This is a genomic window from Micrococcus sp. Alg238-R198 (assembly GCF_900537135.1).
Lineage (GTDB): Bacteria > Actinomycetota > Actinomycetes > Actinomycetales > Micrococcaceae > Micrococcus > Micrococcus luteus.
This window is the reverse complement of record NZ_UNRH01000008.1, coordinates 90,620-111,133: the sequence shown is the minus strand read 5'-3', so window position 1 is coordinate 111,133 and position 20,514 is coordinate 90,620. Positions and strand designations below refer to the sequence as shown.

Genomic DNA, 20,514 nt, shown 5'->3' with positions numbered 1-20,514 from the left:
GCTCCCCTCAGAACTGCCGGCGGGCACGCCCCGGCCGGGTGCGTCCGGTCTCCGCGGCGGCTTCGACCTGCAACGCGATCAGTTTTCGTGCAATCGGCGCCGGCAACACGGCAGCGGCACGCTCGACGACGGCGGAGCTGCACCGGATCGTGCGCTCCGTGCTCAGAGCGGCCACCGCCCGCACGGCGGCCCCCCACGGCCCGCCCGGGGCGCGGTCCCCGCCGAGTGCGTCCGCCCCGTGCTTGGCGATGAAGATCTGCCGGGCGGACCCGGAATGCAGAGCCCGGCGCGCCTTGGTGTAGGTGGTGACCGCCGCCGCGTGGTGACGGGTCTCCAGCTCCGGCCGGATCTCCACCGGATACCCGGCGGCATGGAGGCGGTAGCCGAAGTCCACGTCCTCCCAGCCATAGCGGCGGTAGTCCGGGTCGTAGCCGCCGAGCTCCGCATGGAGGGTGCGGGGGACGGACACGTTGCCCGCCCAGTGCCGCCACTGCTGCTCTGCCGTAAGGGCATAGGCATGGCGACGGTGCGCTTCGTCCTGGGCGTCACCGTAGACGCGCTGATAGGCGGAGTCCGGGAGGACATTGGCCGTCAATCCGATCACGCCGCCATGCCCGCCCGCGTGCGCGGCCACGTGGTCCCGGATGTAGTGGGGTCCGGGCTCCAGATCGTCGTCGGTGCGGATGAGGATGCGGCCGGACGTCGCGTCGGCACCTGCGTTGAGCGCGGCGACCCGTCCGCGGTTCTCGGGGAAGACGGTCCAGCTCAGGTCCAGGCCCGGGTGTTCCGCGGCCAACTGCGCGAGCACCGCTTCCGACCCGTCCACATCCCCGTCCACGACCACGTGGACCTCGAACGGCGGGGCGCCCTCCTGCGCGGCGAGGGCGCCGGCCAGGCGCGGCAACCGCTGGGCGCCGCCCCGGCTGGGGACGATCACGCTGGCCTCGGGGGTCAGGGGCGTCTCGGTCATGAGTCCTCCGCGGGGATCATAGGGACAGGTCATCCAGGAGCTCGGCGACGGCGGCGCGGCCGGCCTCGGGTGAGAACAGCGACTCCCAGCGGCGTCGCTGGGAGTGGGCCACCGCCCCCAGATCGATCGCTCGTACCGCCCGCAAGCAATTCGCGAGTGCGGCGGCGTCGCGCTGCGGAACAACGAAGGGGTGATCGCTGCCGACCACCTCGGGAACGGCCCCCGCATCGGAAGCCACCACCGGAACGCCCGCCGCCATCGCCTCGGCCGTCACCAGGCCGAAGACCTCGGCCCACTGCGACGGCACGGCCAGCACGTCCACGGTGGCCAGGAACTCACCGCTGTCCTGCCAGCCGAGCACCTGGACGTCCTCACCGGCTGCCTTCAGGGCGGTGGCGAGCCGGTCCGCCTCGTCCTCCGCCACGAATCGGCTCTCCCCCGCGACGCGGAACACGAAAGCACCCGGGTCGGTCTTCCGCAGCAGCGCGGCGGCCTCCAGCAGGGTGACGATGCCCTTGTCCTCGGACAGGCGGCCAAGGAATCCCACGGTCACCGGATCATCGGCACCGCGGGCCCGCCGTGTCTGCGGCGCCGTCGGGGCCGGAACCCAGTTGTGGAGCACGCGCGCCCCGCGGATGCGGTCCGCCGCGAATCGGGACGGCGCGAGGACCGCGAGCGCACCGGGACGCGCCAGGGCGGAGAACACGCGCAGAACCGGCTTCTCGGGTACCTGATGCAGGTGCACGATCCGGCGCCGCCGGCCGGCCAGTGCGGTGGCGGGCAGCAGCCCGTTGCACCACACGACGTCGTCCCCGCCGCGGCCTCGGTCCCAGGCCCGGAGAGCGCGCAGGTACCCCAGGCGTCCGGGCCTACCCACGCGGACCACGTCGAAGCCGTCCGCGGCCAGACGATCGGCGGTCTCGGCCGGGTGCGCCGGGGCCACGACGCCCACGTCCCGACCGAGCTCGCGCAGGGCCGTGGCGAGGTGGTGCAGCATCACCTCGCCGCCACCCACTTCGCCCTGGTTTGCCAGGATCCAGATGCGTCCGGTCATCCTGAGGTCTTCCCCACCCGGCGCCCGAGCACCTCGAGGGTCGCCTCGGCGGTCGCCCGGGCCATCGTCTCCACGTCGCCCATGCACACCTCGCCCGGGCCGTCGGCGGCGGCACGCACGACGGCGTCGGCGATGACCGCCGGAGTGGTCTCGTGGACCAGCCACTCGGGGGGCAGGATCTCTCCGTTGCCTCCCACGTCCGTGGCGACGGCGGGCAGGCCGGCGGCCGCGGCGTCGAGCAGGGTGTAGCTGAGGTTCTCCCACGCGGAGAGCTGCACCAGCACGTCGTGCTCGGCCATGGTGCCCCACGGCTCCACGAAGCCGGGAAGGTCGACCGCATCCGCGACACCGAGGTCCTCGGCCTGGGCACGCAGCGCAGCCGCGAGCGGCCCGGTGCCGGCCAGCGTCAACCGCGTCCCGGGGTCCCGCTCCAGCAGGGCGGGCAGCGCGGCGATCAGCCGGTCGAGGTTCTTCTCTGGCGCCAGCCGGGACAGGGAGAGGATCCGCAGCCCCTCCCCCGGTGCGCGCCGCCGCCCCGCGGCCGCGGCGCGCACCGCAGGCACGTCCACGCCGTTGCGCACCACGGTGAGGGGCGCCCCCGCACCCCACTTGCGCTGGAGCACGTCCGCGGTGGACTGCGCCACCGCGATCACGAGGTCGGTGCCGCGCAGCCGGGTGCGGTGCGCGGCGTTCTTCACCCGGGCCGCGGCAGCCCGGTTGTACAGCCCGTCGTCCGGGGCGATCCCGTGCTCGGTGCTGAGCAGCGCCGGCGCACCGGCCCGCCGCACGGCCCGCCCCGCGCCCAGCGCCGTGAAGGCCGCGAGGTCGGCGTAGGCCAGGTGCGTGTGGACCGCGGCCGGGCGCAGGGTGCGCACCGCCGTGCGGAGCGTGCGCACCGAGGCGGCCAGGCCGGCGTCGGGACCGACGTCCCCGGTGAACACCGCCGCGCCCTGCTCGCGCAGCCGCTCGGCGAGCGGACCCTCGGGGCAGAGCACCGCCAGACGCAGGCCGGGCAGGCCCACGCGCGCGACGTCGAGGACGTGCCGGGCCACGCCGCCGAGGTCGGCGACCGGCACCACCCAGAGCGCCAGCGGGGCCGGAGTGGCCGTCGCGGCCTCCGGGATCACAGCCACTGCTCCAGGCGGTCCAGGGCCGTCCAGAAGCCCTCGCCGTTGTTGATGTGACCCTGCCAGATCTCCGGGATGAAGCTCACCCCGGGGGCCAGGCGGTCCAGCTGCTCGCACAGCACGGGCCAGTCCACGTCACCCTCTCCGATCTGCGGCCCCTCCCCGTCCACACCGGTGGCGTCCACCAGGTGCAGGTGGATGGTGTGCGGGGCCAGCTTCTCCACCATCTCCGAGAAGGGGATCCCCAGGAACGTGGCCGAGAGCTTGGAGTGGGAGATGTCCAGGCACAGGGGCACCCCCGTGGCCTCCACGAACGCCACGGTGTCGTCCGGGTCCATGAAGAGGTTGTGATACTGCTGACCGCCCATCAGCCACGGGAACGGCGGCAGCGTCTGCGCGGCGATCCGGATGCCGGCGGTGTCCAGGCGCTTCACGGCCTCGGCGATGCGCTCGTACTTCGGCAGCCGCTCCTCCGGGCGGATGTGCCGGTCCAGGGTGAACCCGCCCATGGTGATGACCATGATGGGCTCCTCCTCGTTCGGGAACCAGCGCTTCAGGTCCCGGGTGATGTCGATCGTGCGCTGCACCTCGGCGATCGACCGCTCCCACACGGCGTCGTCGTCGCTGGCCAGGTCCACGAGGAAGTCACCGGAGAAGATGTCCGGCAGGTGGGTGGTGAAGCCCATCGGCATGGGCTCGGTGAACACCGAGTCGATGTCGATCTCGAGGTCCTTGTAGGAGAAGTGGAACTCCAGGAAGTCCGGGGTGCAGTCCTTCGTCAGCGCCGCGACGTCGTGGTAGCGCACCGGCAGGCCCCAGGGGCGCCGGAACTCGAACTGGCGTCCGGTGGGCACCGTGTCCGTGAGGTCGCCGGCGAAGAAGAAGTCGCCCTCGGCCATCTCGCGGTGCAGCGTGCGGCCGACCAGGCGCGGCAGCTCGTTCGGCTGCAGGCCACGGCCCGGGGACTTCACGGTCACGTCGTCGGCGGTGATCGTGGCGCCGACCCGCAGCGGACGGGCCGCCACCAGGGACTTGGCCAGGTTGATGCGGTTCATCGCCTCGCCCGTGGAGACCACGCGCTCGGTCCCGACGCCGATCGACTCCTCGATGTCCCGGGTCTGCCGGACCATCTGCGCGAACTCCTCCGGCAGCAGGGAGACCTTGTGGTCGTTGCCCTCGAGCCCGCGGTCCACGGTGAAGTGCTTCTCGATGATCGCGGCGCCCCGGGCCACCGCGGCCAGGGCCACGTGGAAGCCGCGCTCGTGGCCCGAGTAGCCCACCGGCGTCTGCGCGATCTCCGCGAGCCGGTCCAGGTAGGCCAGGTTCACGTCCTTGTAGGGGGCGGGGTAGGTGGACTGGGCGTGCAGCATCGCGAAGGGGACGCCGAAGGAACGCACGAGGGCCGCCGCCTCGCGGATCTCCTCCTCCCGGGACATGCCGGTGGAGAGCACCATCGGCAGGCCGGAGGCGGCCGCGTCCCGCAGCAGCCCGTGGTTCGTCAGGTCCGCCGAGGCGATCTTCACGCCGTCCACCGGGTACTCGCGCAGCGCCCGCATGGACGGGGCGTCCCACGGGGTGCACATCAGGGCGACGCCGGCCTCCCGGACGTGGTCGAACACCCGCACCATGTCCGCGGCGGAGAGCGAGAACTTGGCCAGCTCGTCCAGGGTGCGCTGGGCCCCCAGGTCCTCACCGGCGGTGGCCGCACCGGACTGCCGGTACAGGGCGTCCATGTCCCGCAGCTGGAACTTCACGGCGTCCGCGCCCGCCTCGACGGCCAGGTCCACGAGACGGCGGGCCAGGTCCACATCGCCCTGGTGGTTGTTGCCGATCTCCGCGATCAGGAACGCCGGGTGGCCCTCCCCGATCCGGTGCCCGCCGATCCGCAGCTCCGCTTCCCGGTTGATCGCCAGGGCCGTCAGGCGGCCGCGCTCGTCCAGCAGCGGCAGGTGCAGCGCCCCGGCGGGCAGGGCCTCGCGCATCTCGGCCGGGGAGGCGCCCAGGGACGCCGTCGCCGGGTCGCGATGGGCGACGTCGGCCGCGGCCACGTCCAGCGAGGCCTCCGGATGCGCCACGAGCCAGCGACGCACGTCCCCGTCCGTCAGCGAGCCGACGAGGAAGCCGTGGGAGTCCACGACGAACACGGTGCGCTCGCGGTTGTCGGTCATCTTCTGCAGGGCGGCCAGGAGCGAGTCCTCGGGGAAGACAAGGTAGGGGGTGAGCCTGCGTTCGATGATCACTGCGCGCCTCCGGGGGTGCGGTTCGGGCCGGTGGTGGGGGTCTCGGCGGTGCGCGGGGCACCGAGGTCGGAGCGGTGCCGGAGCACCTTGTGGACCGCCAGGTACTGGTCCATCTGCTGCTCGGCCAGGGCGAAGTCCAGCTCGGTGTCGATGTCCACGCCCTCGAGGTCGTCGAGCTCCAACAGGCCGATCCGGCCGCCGAGCCGGTTGTGCAGCCGGTCGTAGACCCAGGGGCGCGTCACGTAGAGGGACCCGTTCTCGCGGAACCGCAGGTCGGTGCGCGTCATGTCCTGCCGGCGCTTGCGCGCCGTGACGTCGAAGTCCGGGATCGGCTCCCCGTCGGGGTCCGCGGCGTGGCGCCACAGGAACGGGGACACCGGGACGACGCCGACCAGCGAGTCCACCCCCGTGTCCCGGAACTGCCGCACGGCGCGGTCCAGGGTGCCGGGCAGGCGCAGCGGGCTGGTGGCCTGGAGCAGCATCACGCCCTCCGGTTCGACGCCGGCCGCGCGCTCGGCCGCGAGCACGTGCTCGATCACGGGCTCGGTGGGGGTCGAGTCCTGGGCCAGGTGGGCCGGGCGCAGGCCCGGGACGTCCGCGCCGTAGCGGAGGGCGACCTCGGCGATCTCGGCCGAGTCCGTGGAGACCACCACGTGCAGGTCCTCCTCCGCCTCGAGGGCGGCCTGGATGGTCCAGGCGACGAGCGGGTGGCCGCCCAGGAGGCGGATGTTCTTGCCGGGCAGCCCCCGGGACCCGCCGCGCACGGGGATGACGCACAGGATGCTCACACGGTCTCCTTCCAGACGTGCTCGGCGATCGCGGCCGCGGGGTCCGCGGTCGGCGAGGCCAGGGGCGGGGTGGGCTCCGGGGTGCGGCCGGGCCGCCACCGGCTCATGCCGTAGCGCCGCCAGAACCCCTCCAGCCAGGCGGGCGGGTCCGGGTGGACGGCCCACGCGGGTCTGCCGGCCTGCGCGGCCTCGAGGATCCCGGTGGAGAAGACGGCGGCCACGGGCCCGCGGGTGGCGATCAGGGGCGCCCCGGCGTCGTCGATCCGCAGCCCGGCCCTGCGCCAGGCCGCGTGCTGGCCGCGGGAGAGGCGATCCCGCTCGGCCGGGTGGGGGCGGTAGGCGGCGCCGGTGGCCCGCACGTACTGTTCGGCGGCCGCGGCGAAGTCCCGGCGGGGCAGCTCGGCGCCGTGCAGCTGGCCGAGGAACACCCCGGGGCCGTCGTCCCCGGCGCCCGAGACCGCGGGCGCGGTCCGGCGGGCCTGCCCCAGCAGCGCCGAGCCCACCGGGACGGCCTCCACATCCGCGCGGCCCTGGGTCCACCAGTGCGCGTCCGCGCTCGTGAAGGCGTACAGGGTGGCGTCCTGCGGCACGGGCGGCGTGGACACGGCCAGCAGCCCGTGCTGGACGACGCTGACCCGCGCCCCCCGCTGCCGGGCCCAGCGCACGGCGGCGCGGCCCGAGGGCAGGTACTCCCCCGCCACCAGGACGCGGCGGAGCCCGGACAGGCGATCCGTCACGACGTCGGCGGTGGCGGCGTGCTCCCGGTGGCCCGCGGCCCCGGGCAGGGCGGGTGTGTCACCGGCGGGCAGCACCCAGCCGACCCCGGCGGCGACCTCCGGCCGCGCGGTCGCCAGGGCGGCCACGGGCGAGGCCAGCGCGGCCAGCTGCGTGGGGCCGAAGGACTCGAGGGCGACGAGGGTGTGCACGTCCCCCGCCGGCAGGAGCAGGCGGGGAGCGTCGTCGCCGGTGGGGCGGCGGCGCGTCAGGGCCCCGACCACGCCGCGCACGGTCGAGCGCGCGGTGTCCGCGGCCCGCCGGGTCAGCGGCCACTGGGCGCGCTGCCACGCCTGCCAGCGCGGCAGGTCCTCGGCGCGCCAGAAGAGGGGCGCGTCGGTCATGCCCACCACCCCTGGGCCATGGCCGCCCGGTGCGCGAACGTGTGCTCCGCGTGCGACCGGCGGCGGCCGGCCTCCCGGATGCGCGCTCCCCAGGCGGGATCCGCGACGATCCGGCGGCCCAGCTCGATGAGGTGGTCCGCGTCCTCGAAGACGAGCACCTCCTCGTCCGGGACGTAGAACTCGGCCACGTCGGCCCGATCGACGAGCTGGAGACCGCCCATGCCGGGCACCTCGAAGGTCCGCATCGCGTGGCCGGCCTGCAGGCCATGGATGTTGATGGCGCCCGCGGCGGCCGCCTGCACGGCGTACGCCGCCTCGAGGGGGATGTCCCGTTCGGCCGGCAGGTCCGGGCGGGTGAGTTCCCACGTGCGCAGGCGGTCCACCGGGTGGTGGCTCCACTGCCGCCCGTAGGCGCGCACGGGCACCCCGGCCGCGGCCAGGCGGGAGAGCAGTTCCACGCGGTTCGGGTAGCGCGAGCCCACGAAGACCAGCTCGTCGCGCCGCGGCACCTGGGGCAGCGCCATCGCCGGGTCGAAGCCGTTGGGCATGTAGTGGGCGTCCACGCCCTCGCCGGCCAGCAGCTCGGCCTCGGAGCGGGCGTAGCTGAGCACCGGCCCGACGGAGCGCAGGAACTCCATCGAGTAGTCGTGCCGCGCGAGGTCGTCGTACAGCCAGAGCATGCGGGGCAGGCCCGCATCGAGGATCTCGGACCAGAAGGCCTCGCCCAGCGAGTCCCCCTTGATGACGAGCACGCGGTCCGGCCGGGCCTCGCGCAGCGCGGCCACGGCCCGCCCCGTGTCCCAGGCGACCCGCGCGGCCGTGCGGTCCACGCCCGCCTTCTGCGGCAGCTCGAGCAACCCCTTGTTCCGCAGCTTCATGCCGAGCGTGGCGTAGGCGTCGTAACAGTGCACCGTGACGTCGAAGCCCTGAGCCGCCCACGCCGCCGCGATGGAGCGGTGGTAGCCGTGGAACGCCGGCGAGACGAGGAACAGCCGTTCCGGTGAGCGGCTGCCCCGCGCCTCGGGCGGCGCGGGCACGGTGTAGCCGGTGGCGCTCATCGGCGCCGCCCCTTCCAGACCAGCGCGTGCTCGTCCCGGAGCACGGTGCGGGCGTCCACGTCCACACCGCGGGCCTGCCGGAGCGCGTTCACGGCGAAGTTCGCCCCGGTGGCCGCGGTGAGCGCGGCCTTGAGGACCCGGGGGTGACCGAACTTCCGGGCGTAGCGGTACCGGGAGTCCACCAGCCAGCCGCGCCGGCGCAGCGGGTCCGAGGAGCCGTGCAGCCCGTGCGGCACACGGACGGCCGGCACCACGATCGACGGCACACCGTGCTCGCGCAGGCGGCGCTGCAGATCGACCTCCTCGGAGTTCATGAAGTACTCCTCGTCGAACCCGCCGACGGCGCGGACCTGCGCCATCGGCAGGAGCAGCACGGCGCCCATCACCCAGTCGACCGCCACGGGCGAGACGGACCGGGCCGCCGCGACGTCGTGCCCCACGGCCTCGTGGAGCACGTCCAGGTGGCGGAAGCGGGCCAGCGGGGTCAGCCACTCGACGGTCTGGTGCAGCACCGTGGGGAAGTGCCGCCCGGACCACTGCGGCGTGCCGTCCCCGTTGACGACCTGCGGACTGACCACGGCCGGCTGGTACGGAGCGGCTGCCGCCACCAGCGCGTCGATCTGCGCCCCCGTGATCTCCGCGTCCGAGTTGAGGACCAGGGCCAGCTCGGTGGTGACCGCGGCCAGGCCGGTGTTCACGTTCGCCCCGAACCCGCCATTGCGCTCGCGGCGCACCACGGTCAGACGCGGATCGTGCGCCTCGGGGTACGGGGTGGGCGAGGCGTCGTCCGAGACCACGACGGCGGCCAGCGCGTCTCCGGGATCGCTCAGCAGGCGGTCGACGAGGGCGAGGGTGGGGGCCGGATCGCCGTAGTGCGGGATCACCACGGTCACCGCCGCCGTGGGCGACTGGGCTGCCATGCGGGCTCCTCCCTCAGCTCGGATGGAGGGCGCACCCAGCGCCCGAGAACCTGTGACGAGTATAGAGAGCGTCTGGCGAGGACCCGTGTCGTCCGGTGGGGCGGCCTCGTGGCCGTCGACACGGTGCTCGGTACACTGACCGGACAACCACGGGATGGAAGGGGTGAGCCATGCCCGGCACCCAGGGGGAGGACGAAGCCACGCGCGAGACGACCGCGTTGCGCATCGGCGCCGGACTCGATGCTGTGACGGTCAGCGGCCTCACGGGAGACGAGCGGGCGGAGGTGATCGAGTCCTGGGCCCGATGCGGTGTGGAGGCCGTGGAGTCGCCCGCCGACGCGGATGCGCACCGGGGCGCAGGCGCCGCGCGTCCGTGGCTCCAGTGGCACGAGGACCTGGTGTTCCTGGCGACCTCGCAGGCGATCGAGTCCGCCCGCGGCACCCACCTGATGTTCCATGCCGCGTGCCTCGCCGCACCGGACACCGGGGAGGCGATCGTCCTGGTGGCGGCGTCCGGGACGGGCAAGACGACGGCCACGCGCCGGCTGGGACCCCATTTCGACTATCTCACCGACGAGACGGCGATCATCGCCCCGGACGGCCTGGCCGTCACCCCGTACCCCAAGCCGCTGTCCGTGCTGGAGGCACACGGAGTGCGGCCGAAGACCCAGCGCGGCCCGGACGACCTCGGTCTCGGCCCGACCCTTCCTGACGCCCGACTGGCCCGGATCACCGTGCTGGATCGCGTGCGGGATCCGGAGGGCTCGGTGTCGCCGCGGGCGGAGCCCATGGAGCTCGTGGCTGCGCTGGGGGCGCTCGTCCCCCAGACGTCCTCCCTCTCCCTGCTCCCCCGCGGCCTCGTGACGCTCTGCCGTGTCCTCGACGCGGTCGGCGGCGCCCAACGCCTGGTCTACGCCGAAGCCGAGGACCTGCGGGGCGTCGTCGACGGCCTGCTGGCGGCCCCGCCCACGCCCGTCACCCCCGCCTGGGAGGCGCTCACCGAGGAGGAGCTGCGGGCCTCGGTCGGTGCGGCGGTCCCGGGCGCGGTGTCCCGCTGCGCCGTCGACGACGGCATCCTGACCGACCACGGCCGCCTGGTCCTGCTCGCCTCGGACCGCCTGGTCGTGCTCGAAGGTCTGGGCCCGTCCGTCTGGCTCCTGCTGGACGAGCCGCGGACGGCCGCCGACGTGGTGGCCTGCCTCCGCACCGAAGGACCCGTGCCCGAGGACGCCGAGGCCCGGGTGCAGGAGGCGATGGACGCCCTGATCGCCGTGCAGCTGGCCACGGCCGGCTGAGTCGGCGCCGGCGGTCGTCCCTATGGTGTCTTCCGTAGGCGCCAGAGGAGATCAAATTTCGTCGACTGCGCCTTACGGAGTGCCCGGTAGCGCCACTCCTTCAGGAAGACACCCAAGCCGACGTGTGATGCTTCCCTGTCATTCACAGCGCGCCATCCCACGTGGTCGTCGTCCTGGATGGACGACTCCCCCTCCCAGCCAGCGAGATTCGGGCGCACGGCAAGGACATCGATGCCCAGTTCGTCCCGATAGAACCCGTGGTAGTCGGCCACCCACCAAGGCCGCCCACCGAACTCCTCGTCAAGTGACCGCACGATGCCACGTGCGGCTGCCCTGGTCACCAGATACAAGCCCGTGCCGGTCAACCCAGCACTCCAGCGGCCCATGGTTACAACGCCGCGACGAGAAGGGTGCGCAAATCGGCGCGCGAAGAGTGACAATTGGACGAAATGCTCAGACTTACTCCCTACGGATCGGTCGCGCCGTCCGGCGGGGCCGTGAGGGTCGGCTAGAACGACGAGCGACGTAGGGGGCACATGTCGTGCCAGTGGGGCAAGAATCGATTCGAAGCCATCGACGAACCGCGCGTCGTCTTCCGCGACGAGCAACAGGTCACGCTCAGCTCCGACCTCCTCGGCAAAACTTCGCATGACCCCCATGTGGCTCAGGGTGCAGCCGATCTCACCGGGACGGGGATCACGCTGGAAAAAGTCCCGGAACCGCTCCACATCGAAGCGCTCTGTCACCGAACCCGAACGATTGTCGATGGCGTCGAACACCTCAAAGTCCTCGCCCCCCGGCTGGGCTCGGAACCCGGACAGGCGCGTGCTGTCCGGCAAGGCGATGACGACACGACGGATGATGCGGGACCTCGGAGAGCGCGGCTTGACTGCCACTGATCGCTCACCCCTTTCCCTTCTCCTGGCCGTTGCGTATGCGCCGACCCGACGCCGCCACCACGACGTATCTCAGTGCCCGCCCCAGTGCGTGGGCGGCCAGACGGTCACGAAGACCTCGCCCACGATGTCCTCGCGGGTGACGAAGCGCGCGCAGTCCCCGGCCTGGTCGGCGGGGATGCCGCGGCACGCGATCACGGAGTCGGCCGAGTTCGAACGGTGGTCGCCGAGCACGAGCATCGAGTCCTCCGGCACGGTGACCGGGCCGAAGCAGCGCGCGGACATCACCTCGGACTCGCAGTCCAGCTCGTCCCGGATGAACGGCAGATCGTTGTGGACGTATGGCTCGTCCACGGGCTCCCCGTCCACCGTCACCGCGCCCTCGGCGGTGCAGCACTCCACGGTCTGCCCCGCGGTGCCGACCACGCGCTTGACCAGGGCCTGTTCGTGCGAGCGGCCGATGCCGGTGAGGTCGCCGAACGTGCGGACGGCGTTCTCCACGGCCCCCTCCGGTGGCATGGGGTGCGCCCAGTCCTCGTTGGCCGTGAAGACCACCACGTCCTGGGACTCCGCCATCCCGTCCGGGTAGGCGGTGCGGTTGACCAGCATGCGGTCCCCCACCTCGAGGGTGTTCTCCATCGAGCCGGAAGGCACCGAGTACACCTTCACCCACAGGGCCTGCACCACGGCGACGACCGCGAGGGCCACCACCACGTTCAGCAGCAGGGAGGCCCAGAACGGCAGGCGCGGACGGCGAGGCTGCGGCGCGGCCACCGCGCCGCCGTCTTCCCCGTGGGCCGGCTCGACGCGCTCGGCCATGGTCAGGCGACGCCGTCGAAGAGGCTGGTGACCGAGCCGTCCTCGAAGACCTCGCGGATCGCGCGGGCGATCAGCGGGGCGATCGAGAGCACGGTGAGGGTCTCGAAGCGCTTCTCCTCCGGGATGGGCAGGGTGTTGGTCACCACGACCTCACGGGCGCCGCACTCGCCGAGACGCTGGGCGGCCGGGTCCGAGAACACCGGGTGCGTGGCGGCGATGATGACGTCCTTGGCGCCGGCGTCCTTGAGGATCTGCACGGCGCCGGCGATGGTGCCGCCGGTGTCGATCATGTCGTCGATCAGCACGCAGACGCGGCCCTCAACGTCCCCGACCACGGTCTTGGACTCGGCCTTGTTCGGAACGGTGAGGTCCCGGCTCTTGTGCACGAAGCCCAGCGGCACGCCGCCCAGGCGGTCCGCCCACTGCTCTGCCACGCGCACGCGACCGGTGTCCGGGGAGACCACCGTGACCTCCTCGCCCTCCACGCTGGAGCGGATGTGGTCCGCCAGCAGCGGGATGGCGAACAGGTGGTCCACCGGGCCGTCGAAGAAGCCCTGGATCTGGGCGGTGTGCAGGTCCACGCTCATCACGCGGGAGGCGCCGGCGGTCTTGTACAGGTCCGCCACGAGGCGGGCCGAGATCGGCTCGCGGCCGCGGCCCTTCTTGTCCTGGCGGGCGTACGGGTAGAACGGCGAGACCACCGTGATGCGGCGGGCGGAGGCGCGCTTCATGGAGTCCACCATGATCAGCTGCTCCATGAGGTGGTTGTTCAGCGGCGCCGGGTGCGACTGGATGATGAACACGTCCTTGCCGCGCACCGACTCGCCCGAGCGCACGTAGATCTCGCCGTTGGCGAAGTCGTAGGCGCTCATGGGGAGCAGCTCAGTGCCAAGCTCCTCGGCGATCTCCTGCGCGAGCTCGGGGTGGGCGCGGCCCGTGGCCAGCACCAGTCGCTTGTCCTCGCTGCGGCTCAGCTCCGTCATGACGTCCTCAACATCCTTCGTGGTCTCGCGTTCCAGGACCGACGGCGTCCGGCGTCGGTGTCGGCCGCCCGGGGCGGCCCGGTCCTCGCACCCATCCTAGGGCGCGAGGGATCAGCCCTCGGCGTCCGCGACCGTCGCCCCGGCCGCCACAGCGGCCTGCGCGGACGTGCTGCCGGGGCGCTTGGCGGGCACCCAGCCCTCGATGGTGCGCTGCGCCACGGCGTTCAGCGCCAGGGCGCCGGCCGGGACGTCGTCGCGGACCACCGCGCCGGCACCGGTGTAGGCGCCGTCGCCCACCGAGACCGGGGCCGTGAACACCGTGTTCGAGCCGGTGCGCACGTGGGCCCCGATCACGGTGCGGTGCTTGGCGACGCCGTCGTAGTTTGCGGTGATGTTGCCGCAGCCGATGTTGGTGTACTCGCCGATCTCGGCGTCCCCGGCGTAGCCCAGGTGGGAGAGCTTGGCGCCGCGGCCCACGGTCACGTTCTTGGTCTCGTAGAACGCGCCGATCTTGCCGTCCTCCCCCAGCACCGTGCCCGGGCGCAGGTAGGTGAACGGGCCGACGGTCGCGCCCGCGCCGATCACGGTCTCCGTGGCGTCGGTGCGCTTCACCACGGCGCCCTCCCCCACCTGCGTGTCCGTGAGGGTGGAGTCCGGGCCGACGACGGCGCCCGTGGCCACCGACGTCGCCCCATGCAGCTGGGTGCCGGGCTTGAGCGTGACGTCCGAGGCGAGGGAGACGGTGACGTCCACCCACGTGGAGGACGGGTCGACGACCGTGACACCCTCCTTCATCCAGCCGCGCAGCACGCGGTCGTTGAGCTGGCGGCCTAGGTCGGAGAGCTGACGGCGGTCATTGGCGCCCTCGACCTCCCACACGTCGTCCGTGCCCACCGAGGCGACACGGCCGCCCTCGGCGCGGGCCATGCCGAGCACGTCCGTGAGGTACTTCTCGCCCTGCACGTTGTCCGTGGAGATCTCCGGCAGGGTGCGGCGCAGCAGGGCGGCGTCGAAGGCGTAGATGCCGGAGTTGACCTCGCGGATCGCCACGAAGGAGTCGTCCCCCGTGGACTCGGCGTGGGCGAGGGCGTCCTTGTGCTCCATGATCCGCTCCACGAGGCCCTCGGCGTCGCGGACGATGCGGCCGTAGCCCGTGGCGTCCTCGAGGGTGGCGGTGAGCACGGTGACGGCGTTGCCGTCCGCCTCGTGGTCCGCGACGAGGCGGGCGAGCGTCTCCGGGGTCAGCAGCGGGACGTCGCCGTAGGTCACCACGACGGTGCCCTCGATGTCCGCGGGCAGGGCGGCCAGGCCCAGCTCGACGGCGCGGCCGGTGCCCGGCACGTCGTCCTGGTCGGCGATCGCCAGCGCGTCGATGCCCAGCTGGGCCGCCACCGTCTCGAGGTGCTCGGCCACGCGGGCCCGCTCGTGCCGGACCACGGCCACGAGGTGCTCCGGCGCGAGCGACCAGGCCGCCGCGAGCGCGTGGCCCACGAGGGAGCGCCCCCCGATCGCATGCATGATCTTCGGCGTCGTCGACTTCATGCGGGTGCCCTGGCCCGCGGCCAGGACGATCACGGCGGAGGGACGGGCGGACGGCTGGGACATGGGGGCTCCTGCACCGGTGGGGGTCAGCGGACGGGGGTTCCGCCCCTAGGATTCGAACCTAGACCGCACGGCTCCAAAGGCCGGCGTGCTGCCATTACACCAGGGCGGAGCGCCGGACCCCAGGGGGCGGCGACGACGGCCCATTCTTCCACACGGGTCGCGCGGATCCGGGGTCAATAGGCGCCGTCGGCGGCGATCACGGCCTTGACGGTCCGCCCCAGGATCACGAGGTCGCCCAGGATGGACCAGTTCTCCACGTAGTAGAGGTCCAGGCGGACCGCCTCCTCCCACGGGAGGTCGGACCGGCCGGAGACCTGCCACAGCCCCGTGATGCCGGGCTGCACCAGGAAGCGGCGGTGCACGTACTGCTCGTAGGCCTCGACCTCGTGCGGCAGGTGGGGCCGCGGGCCCACGAGGGACATGTCCCCCCGCAGCACGTTCACGAGCTGGGGCAGCTCGTCGATGCTGGTGCGGCGGATGAGCTTGCCGACCCGGGTGATACGCGGGTCGTCCTTCATCTTGAACAGCACGTCCGCATCCCCGCCGTCTGAGACGAGCCGCTGCCGGATCTCCTCGGCATCCACCACCATGGAACGGAACTTGAGCATGGTGAACGGCCTGCCGCCGAGACCGATGCGCTCCTGCCGGAACAGCACCGGCCCGCCGTCCGTGGCCTTGACCGCGATCGCGACGGCGATCAACAGCGGCGAGATGGCGATCAGGCCCAGCCCCGACGCGACGACGTCGAACGCCCGCTTGGCGAACGCCTTGCCCTCGGAGAGGCGCGGGGTGGAGAGGTGGATGAGCGGCAGACCCGCGAGGGGCTGCGTGTGGAGGCGGGGTCCGGCGACGTCCACGAGGGCGGGTGCCATGATCAGGGAGACGCCGCGCTCCTGCAGCTCCCAGCCCAGTCGGCGGACGTCCGAGGGGACGAACGGGTGGCCCGAGGTGATCACCACGGCTTCGACGTCGCGCTCCTCCACGTGGGCGACCACGTCCTCCACGGTGTCCAGGTCCGTGGAGACCGGTATCGGGAGGTAGTCCTCCTGCCGGGTCTTGTATCCGGGGAGGGCCGCGGCCACGGGGGCGTATCCGGCGCCGGCCTCGGAGTCGAGGGCCTCGAAGATGTGCCGGACGGCCTTCGGGCCGCCGACGAGCAGGAGCCGCCGCCGGAACCTGCCGCGGTGTCGCTGCCGCGCCACCCACCCGCGCACGAGGAACCGGCCCAGCAGGAGCAGGAGCACGCCCAGCGGCAGAGCCAGGCCCACGTAGCCGCGCGCCACTTCGAGACCTGCCGCATAGGCGAGGATCGCGACGGTGCCGAAGAGGTACAGGGTGGCCTGCAGGACCCGCTTGTACTCCTCGGTGCCCACCCCCAAGATCCGGATGTCCCGGGAGCCTTGGATGGTCAGCGCGAGCACCCAGGCCGCGCTCAGCGCGAGGCTGATGACGCTGTAGTCGACGAGTGCGGCGCCCGGGAGGGTGGTGCGCCGCGGTCCGCCGAAGCGGAGCTGGGCCGACACGAAGGTGGCGAGCAGGACCGCGACCACGTCCACGACCAGGACGAGTCGCGGAAGGCCTCGCTCCCAGGGCCGGCCCAGGACACGGCCGCGGGCGGTCGAGCCCATGCGGAGCGTGGTCGACTCGTCACCGGGGCTCGCGATCACGGCCTGCTCCTCCGTCCTGACGTGGGGGATGGTCCACGTCATGTGGGCCGGGCATGGTGCTGTGCCCCAACCCTCGATTATAGGGCGGAGACAGCAGCCGGCTGTGACACCTGCCGCATTCTCCTGTGAGCCCCCGCCGGTCAGCCCCCTTCGGCGAGTTCGGCAGCCTGCAGCCACTCCTCCTCCAGGACGTCCAGCTGTGCGTCGAGGTCCTTCAAGTCGGCGGAGGCCGCGGTGAGGGCGTCGAAGTCCTGCGCCTGCCCCAGCTCGGCCATCCGCGCCTCGAGGCCGGACCTGCGGTCCCGCAGCCGGGTCATCTGCTTCTCGAGCCGGGCCATCTCCTTGCGGGCCAGCCGACGCTCCGCCTCGGTGGGCCCGGTGTCCTCCTCCGGCCCGCCCATGCCCGCGCACGTCCCGACGACGTCGTTGCGGCCCCGTACCGGGCCGGCTCCCCGGGCCGGGCCGCCGGCCTCGTCCATCGCGGCGCGCAGCTCGAGGTATTGGTCCACCCCGCCCGGCAGGCCGCGGACCTTGCCGTCCCCGAGCAGGGCGACCTGGTGGTCGGTGACACGCTCGAGCAGGTACCGGTCATGGGAGACCACCACGAGGGTCCCCGGCCACCCGTCCAGCACGTCCTCGACGGCGGCCAGGGTGTCCGTGTCCAGGTCGTTGGTCGGCTCGTCGAGCATGAGGACGTTGGGCTCGCCCACGAGCAGGCGCAGCAGCTGCAGGCGCCGGCGCTCGCCGCCCGAGAGCTCGGAGACCTGAGTCCACTGCCGGGAGGTGCCGAAGCCGAGCATCTCGAGCAGCTGGCCGGAGGACATCTCGCGGTCGCCGACCTGGAAGGACGAGCCTTCGCGGGCCATGACTTCGGCGACGCGCAGGTGGGCGACGTCGTCGAGCTCCTTCACGTCCTGGGTGAGGGTGGCCGAGACCACCGTCTTGCCGCGCTTCAGCCGCCCCGAGTCCGGAGCGATGCGGCCGTCGAGCAGGCGCAGCAGGGTCGACTTGCCCGCACCGTTGACGCCGACCACGCCGAGCCGCTCGCCGGGCGCCAGGCGCAGGGTGACGTCGTCGAGGATCGGCTTCTCCCCCAGCGTCAGGCTCACGTGCTCGAGGTCGAGGACGTCCTTGCCGAGCCGGGCCGTGGCCATCTTCGCCAGGGACACCGAGTCACGCGGGGCGGGGACGTCCTCGATGATGGCGTTGGCCGCCTCGATGCGGAACTTCGGCTTGGACGTGCGCGCCGGGGCGCCACGGCGCAGCCAGGCGAGCTCCTTCTTCACGAGCTGTTGACGCTTCTGCTCCGTCACCGCCGCCTGCCGGGAGCGCTCCGCGCGCGCGAGCACCCACGCCGCGTAGCCGCCGTCGAACGGGTCCACCGTGGCGTCGTGCACCTCCCACGTGCGCGTGCAGACCTCGTCGAGGAACCACCGGTCGTGGGTGACCACCACGAGGCCGCCGTCGGTGGGGCGCCAGCGCTGCTTCAGGTGGCGGGCGAGCCACGCGACGCCCTCGACGTCCAGGTGGTTGGTGGGCTCGTCGAGGAAGAGGACGTCGTCGTCCCCGGCGAGCAGACGGGCCAGGGCGACGCGCCGGCGCTGGCCGCCGGAGAGGCCCCGCACGGACTGCTCGAGGTCGAAGCCGTCGAGGAGACCACCCAGGACGTCCCGGACCTTGGGGTCCGAGGCCCACACGTGGTCGTCCACGTCCCCGACCACGGCCTGACGCACGGTGTGCTCCGGGTCGAGCCGGTCCTGCTGGTCCAGCACGCCCACGCGGACGCCGCCGCGGCGGGTGACGCGGCCCGTGTCGGGTTCCTGGAGGCCGGCGAGGATGCGCATGAGGGTGGACTTGCCGTCGCCGTTGCGGCCCACGAGTCCGATCCGGTCCCCCTCATCCACGCCGAGGGAGAGGCCCTCGAGGACGGTGCGGGTTCCGAAGGCGATGCCGATGTTCTCGGCGCCGAGCAGGTGGGCCATGGAGGAGGTGGTCCTTTCCGGACGGAGGAGGGGTGGTCGGGTGCGGCGGGGTGCGCCGCCGGGTGTCACAGCACGTGGGCGCCGGGCACGGGGCCGTGGACGGGGAGGGCGCGCACGCCCGTGCGCTCCTCGATGGCCGAGGCCAGCCGCAGCGCGGAGGCCTCGTCCTGCGCCACGAAGAGCAGGGTGGGGCCGGAGCCGGAGACCATGCCGCGCAGCGCGCCCTCGTCCATACCGAGGTCGAGGACGTCCGAGAGCTCGGGGAACAGGACGACGGCCGGGGTCTGCAGGTCGTTGTCCATGGCGGTGGCGAGTTCGAGCGGATCGGCCGCGGTGAGGGCCCGCAGGACGGCCTCGTTCACGTCCGGGCGCGGCGGCCCGTCGGGCAGGTGGCCCTCCCGGCGCAGCTCGTCCAGGGTCTGGAACACCACGGGGGTGGACAGCCCGGCGTCCGCCGGGACGAGGACGAGGTGCACCGGGGTGCGGGCCGCGACGGGGGTCAGCTCCGCCCCGGTCCCGAGCCCGACGGCGGCGCCGCCCAGCACGCTGAAGGGCACGTCCGCGCCCAGCGGGGCGGCCAGCTCGGCGAGCTCGGCACGGGCGTGTCCGGTCTCCCACAGGGCGCTGCACGCGAGCAGCGCGGCGGCCGCGTCGGCGGAGCCGCCGCCCATGCCGCCCGCGACCGGGACCTGCTTGGCGACCTCGAGGTGGACGCCGTGGGTGTCAGGATCCAGCCCGAGGGTGCGCCGCAGGTGTGCGGCGGCGCGGTGCGCGAGGTTGCGCTCGTCCCAGGGCACGTCCTGGGTGTCCACCAGACTGATGTGGCGGCCCGACGGGCCGACGGTGATCCTCCCGTCCGCGCGCGCGATCGCCGTGACGGTCTCCCGCAGGCTGACGGCCAGGTACACGGTGGCCACGGGGTGGTACCCGTCCGCCCCGGGTGGTCCCACCCGCAGGGACAGGTTCACCTTGCCGGGGGCGCTGACCGTGACGTGCCGGGCCGTGGGGTCGAGGCCGAGGTCCTCCGTCGTCATGCGCTCACCTCCTCCGCCGCACGCCGCGGGCCGTGCTCGGCGATCCGCGCGAAGGCCGCGATGTCCAGGGCCTCGCCGCGGGCGCGCGGGTCCACGCCGGCGGCCACCAGGGCGTCCTCCGCCGCCTGCGGCGACCCCGCCCAGGAGGCGAGCGCGGCGCGCAGGGTCTTGCGGCGCTGGGCGAAGGCGGCGTCCACCACGGCGAAGACCTCCCGGCGGGGCGCGCCGCCCGCCGGCGGCTCGCGCCGGGTGAAGGCGACCAGCCCGGAGTGGATGCGCGGAGCCGGCCAGAACACCTGGGTGCCGATGGTGCCCGCCTTGCGCACGTCCGCGTACCACGCCGCCTTGGCGGACGGCACGCCGTACACCTTGGAGCCGGGCCCGGCCGCGAGACGGTCCGCGACCTCCTCCTGCACCATGACCAGGCCGTGCCGCAGCCCCGGCAGGACCGCGAGCGCGTGCAGCAGCACAGGCACGGCCACGTTGTAGGGCAGGTTCGCCACGAGCGCGGTGGGGCCGCCGGCGGCGGCAGCGGGCCGGACCTCAGCCAGGGCCTGCTCGCTCAGCGTCATGGCGTCCGCGTGCAGCACCGCGAGGGCGTCCTCGGCCCCGGGGCGGAACTCGGCGGCGGTGCGCGGCAGGCGGGCGGCGGTGACCGGGTCGATCTCGACGGCGGTGACGGCGGCGGCCGCGTCCAGCAGGCCGAGGGTGAGCGAGCCCAGCCCGGGGCCGATCTCGAGCACGTGCTCGTCCGCGGTCACGTCCGCTGCCTGCACGATGCGCCGGATCGTGTTCGGGTCGATCACGAAGTTCTGGCCCCACTGCTTGGTGGGACGCAGGTCCAGCTCGGCGGCGATGCGCCGCACGTCCGCGGCGCTCAGCAGCGGGGCGGGGGCGGGGTGCGGGGAGGGCTGGACCATGCCCGCGAGTCTATCGGGGCACCGGACGGGGTAGCCGG

General features: G+C 73.3%; 17 protein-coding genes and 1 tRNA gene. 1 reads left to right on the top strand and 17 read right to left on the bottom strand.

The window, feature by feature from the left end; all coding sequences use genetic code 11:
* Positions 1-7 precede the first annotated feature (7 nt).
* Genes G6R13_RS09020 through G6R13_RS08985 form a run of 8 tightly spaced genes read right to left on the bottom strand, consistent with a single transcriptional unit; the run spans position 8 to position 9,275 of the window.
* Positions 8-970, bottom strand: coding sequence for a glycosyltransferase (locus G6R13_RS09020; protein ID WP_070709445.1), 963 nt, complete (start codon positions 968-970; stop codon positions 8-10).
* Positions 971-986: 16 nt separating this feature from the next.
* Positions 987-2,024, bottom strand: a complete 1,038-nt coding sequence (locus G6R13_RS09015) for a glycosyltransferase family 4 protein (protein ID WP_070709443.1) — start codon at positions 2,022-2,024, stop codon at positions 987-989.
* A complete protein-coding gene (locus G6R13_RS09010) occupies positions 2,021-3,157 on the bottom strand; it encodes a glycosyltransferase (RefSeq protein ID WP_236557119.1) in 1,137 nt (378 codons plus the stop codon). The genes G6R13_RS09015 and G6R13_RS09010 overlap by 4 nt, the downstream gene beginning before the upstream one ends.
* The gene (locus G6R13_RS09005) at positions 3,148-5,391 is read right to left on the bottom strand and encodes an N-acetylneuraminate synthase family protein (RefSeq protein WP_163721471.1); all 2,244 of its coding nucleotides are present in this window, start codon (positions 5,389-5,391) and stop codon (positions 3,148-3,150) included. The genes G6R13_RS09010 and G6R13_RS09005 overlap by 10 nt, the downstream gene beginning before the upstream one ends.
* Complete coding sequence (locus tag G6R13_RS09000; RefSeq protein WP_095353445.1) at positions 5,388-6,179, bottom strand: acylneuraminate cytidylyltransferase family protein; 792 nt, start codon at positions 6,177-6,179, stop codon at positions 5,388-5,390. Before G6R13_RS09000 ends, G6R13_RS09005 begins: the two co-directional genes overlap by 4 nt.
* Positions 6,176-7,297 carry an RNA-binding protein gene (locus G6R13_RS08995; protein ID WP_163721470.1) on the bottom strand — a complete coding sequence of 374 codons (1,122 nt, stop codon included), beginning with the start codon at positions 7,295-7,297 and terminating at the stop codon, positions 6,176-6,178. The genes G6R13_RS09000 and G6R13_RS08995 overlap by 4 nt, the downstream gene beginning before the upstream one ends.
* Positions 7,294-8,355, bottom strand: coding sequence for a glycosyltransferase (locus tag G6R13_RS08990; protein ID WP_095353443.1), 1,062 nt, complete (start codon positions 8,353-8,355; stop codon positions 7,294-7,296). The genes G6R13_RS08995 and G6R13_RS08990 overlap by 4 nt, the downstream gene beginning before the upstream one ends.
* Positions 8,352-9,275: a glycosyltransferase family 2 protein gene (locus G6R13_RS08985; RefSeq protein WP_095353442.1), complete on the bottom strand. Its 924-nt coding sequence runs from the start codon at positions 9,273-9,275 to the stop codon at positions 8,352-8,354. Before G6R13_RS08985 ends, G6R13_RS08990 begins: the two co-directional genes overlap by 4 nt.
* A 170-nt stretch (positions 9,276-9,445) precedes the next feature.
* Between G6R13_RS08985 and G6R13_RS08980 the strand changes: the two genes are divergently transcribed.
* Positions 9,446-10,570, top strand: coding sequence for a PqqD family peptide modification chaperone (locus G6R13_RS08980; protein WP_095353441.1), 1,125 nt, complete (start codon positions 9,446-9,448; stop codon positions 10,568-10,570).
* A gap of 20 nt (positions 10,571-10,590) precedes the next feature.
* On the opposite strand, the gene G6R13_RS08975 is transcribed toward G6R13_RS08980, so the two are convergent.
* The 9 genes from G6R13_RS08975 to rsmA form a co-directional block, all read right to left on the bottom strand.
* A complete protein-coding gene (locus G6R13_RS08975) occupies positions 10,591-11,466 on the bottom strand; it encodes a glycosyltransferase family 25 protein (RefSeq protein WP_095353440.1) in 876 nt (291 codons plus the stop codon).
* Positions 11,467-11,538: 72 nt separating this feature from the next.
* Positions 11,539-12,285 (bottom strand): signal peptidase I, encoded by a 747-nt coding sequence (lepB, locus tag G6R13_RS08970; RefSeq protein ID WP_095353439.1) that lies wholly within the window; start codon positions 12,283-12,285, stop codon positions 11,539-11,541.
* Positions 12,286-12,287: 2 nt separating this feature from the next.
* Positions 12,288-13,268 carry a ribose-phosphate diphosphokinase gene (locus tag G6R13_RS08965; protein WP_036340441.1) on the bottom strand — a complete coding sequence of 327 codons (981 nt, stop codon included), beginning with the start codon at positions 13,266-13,268 and terminating at the stop codon, positions 12,288-12,290.
* A gap of 111 nt (positions 13,269-13,379) precedes the next feature.
* The gene (gene glmU / locus G6R13_RS08960) at positions 13,380-14,873 is read right to left on the bottom strand and encodes a bifunctional UDP-N-acetylglucosamine diphosphorylase/glucosamine-1-phosphate N-acetyltransferase GlmU (RefSeq protein WP_095353438.1); all 1,494 of its coding nucleotides are present in this window, start codon (positions 14,871-14,873) and stop codon (positions 13,380-13,382) included.
* A 37-nt stretch (positions 14,874-14,910) separates the two neighbouring features.
* Positions 14,911-14,982, bottom strand: a tRNA-Gln gene (locus G6R13_RS08955).
* Between the two features lie 64 nt (positions 14,983-15,046).
* Positions 15,047-16,582: a sugar transferase gene (locus G6R13_RS08950; RefSeq protein WP_240335729.1), complete on the bottom strand. Its 1,536-nt coding sequence runs from the start codon at positions 16,580-16,582 to the stop codon at positions 15,047-15,049.
* 98 nt (positions 16,583-16,680) lie between these two features.
* Positions 16,681-18,522, bottom strand: coding sequence for an ABC-F family ATP-binding cassette domain-containing protein (locus G6R13_RS08945; protein ID WP_095353437.1), 1,842 nt, complete (start codon positions 18,520-18,522; stop codon positions 16,681-16,683).
* A gap of 65 nt (positions 18,523-18,587) precedes the next feature.
* Complete coding sequence (locus tag G6R13_RS08940) at positions 18,588-19,556, bottom strand: 4-(cytidine 5'-diphospho)-2-C-methyl-D-erythritol kinase (protein ID WP_095353436.1); 969 nt, start codon at positions 19,554-19,556, stop codon at positions 18,588-18,590.
* Positions 19,553-20,476, bottom strand: a complete 924-nt coding sequence (gene rsmA / locus G6R13_RS08935; RefSeq protein ID WP_095353435.1) for a 16S rRNA (adenine(1518)-N(6)/adenine(1519)-N(6))-dimethyltransferase RsmA — start codon at positions 20,474-20,476, stop codon at positions 19,553-19,555. The genes G6R13_RS08940 and rsmA overlap by 4 nt, the downstream gene beginning before the upstream one ends.
* Between the last annotated feature and the right edge of the window lie 38 nt (positions 20,477-20,514).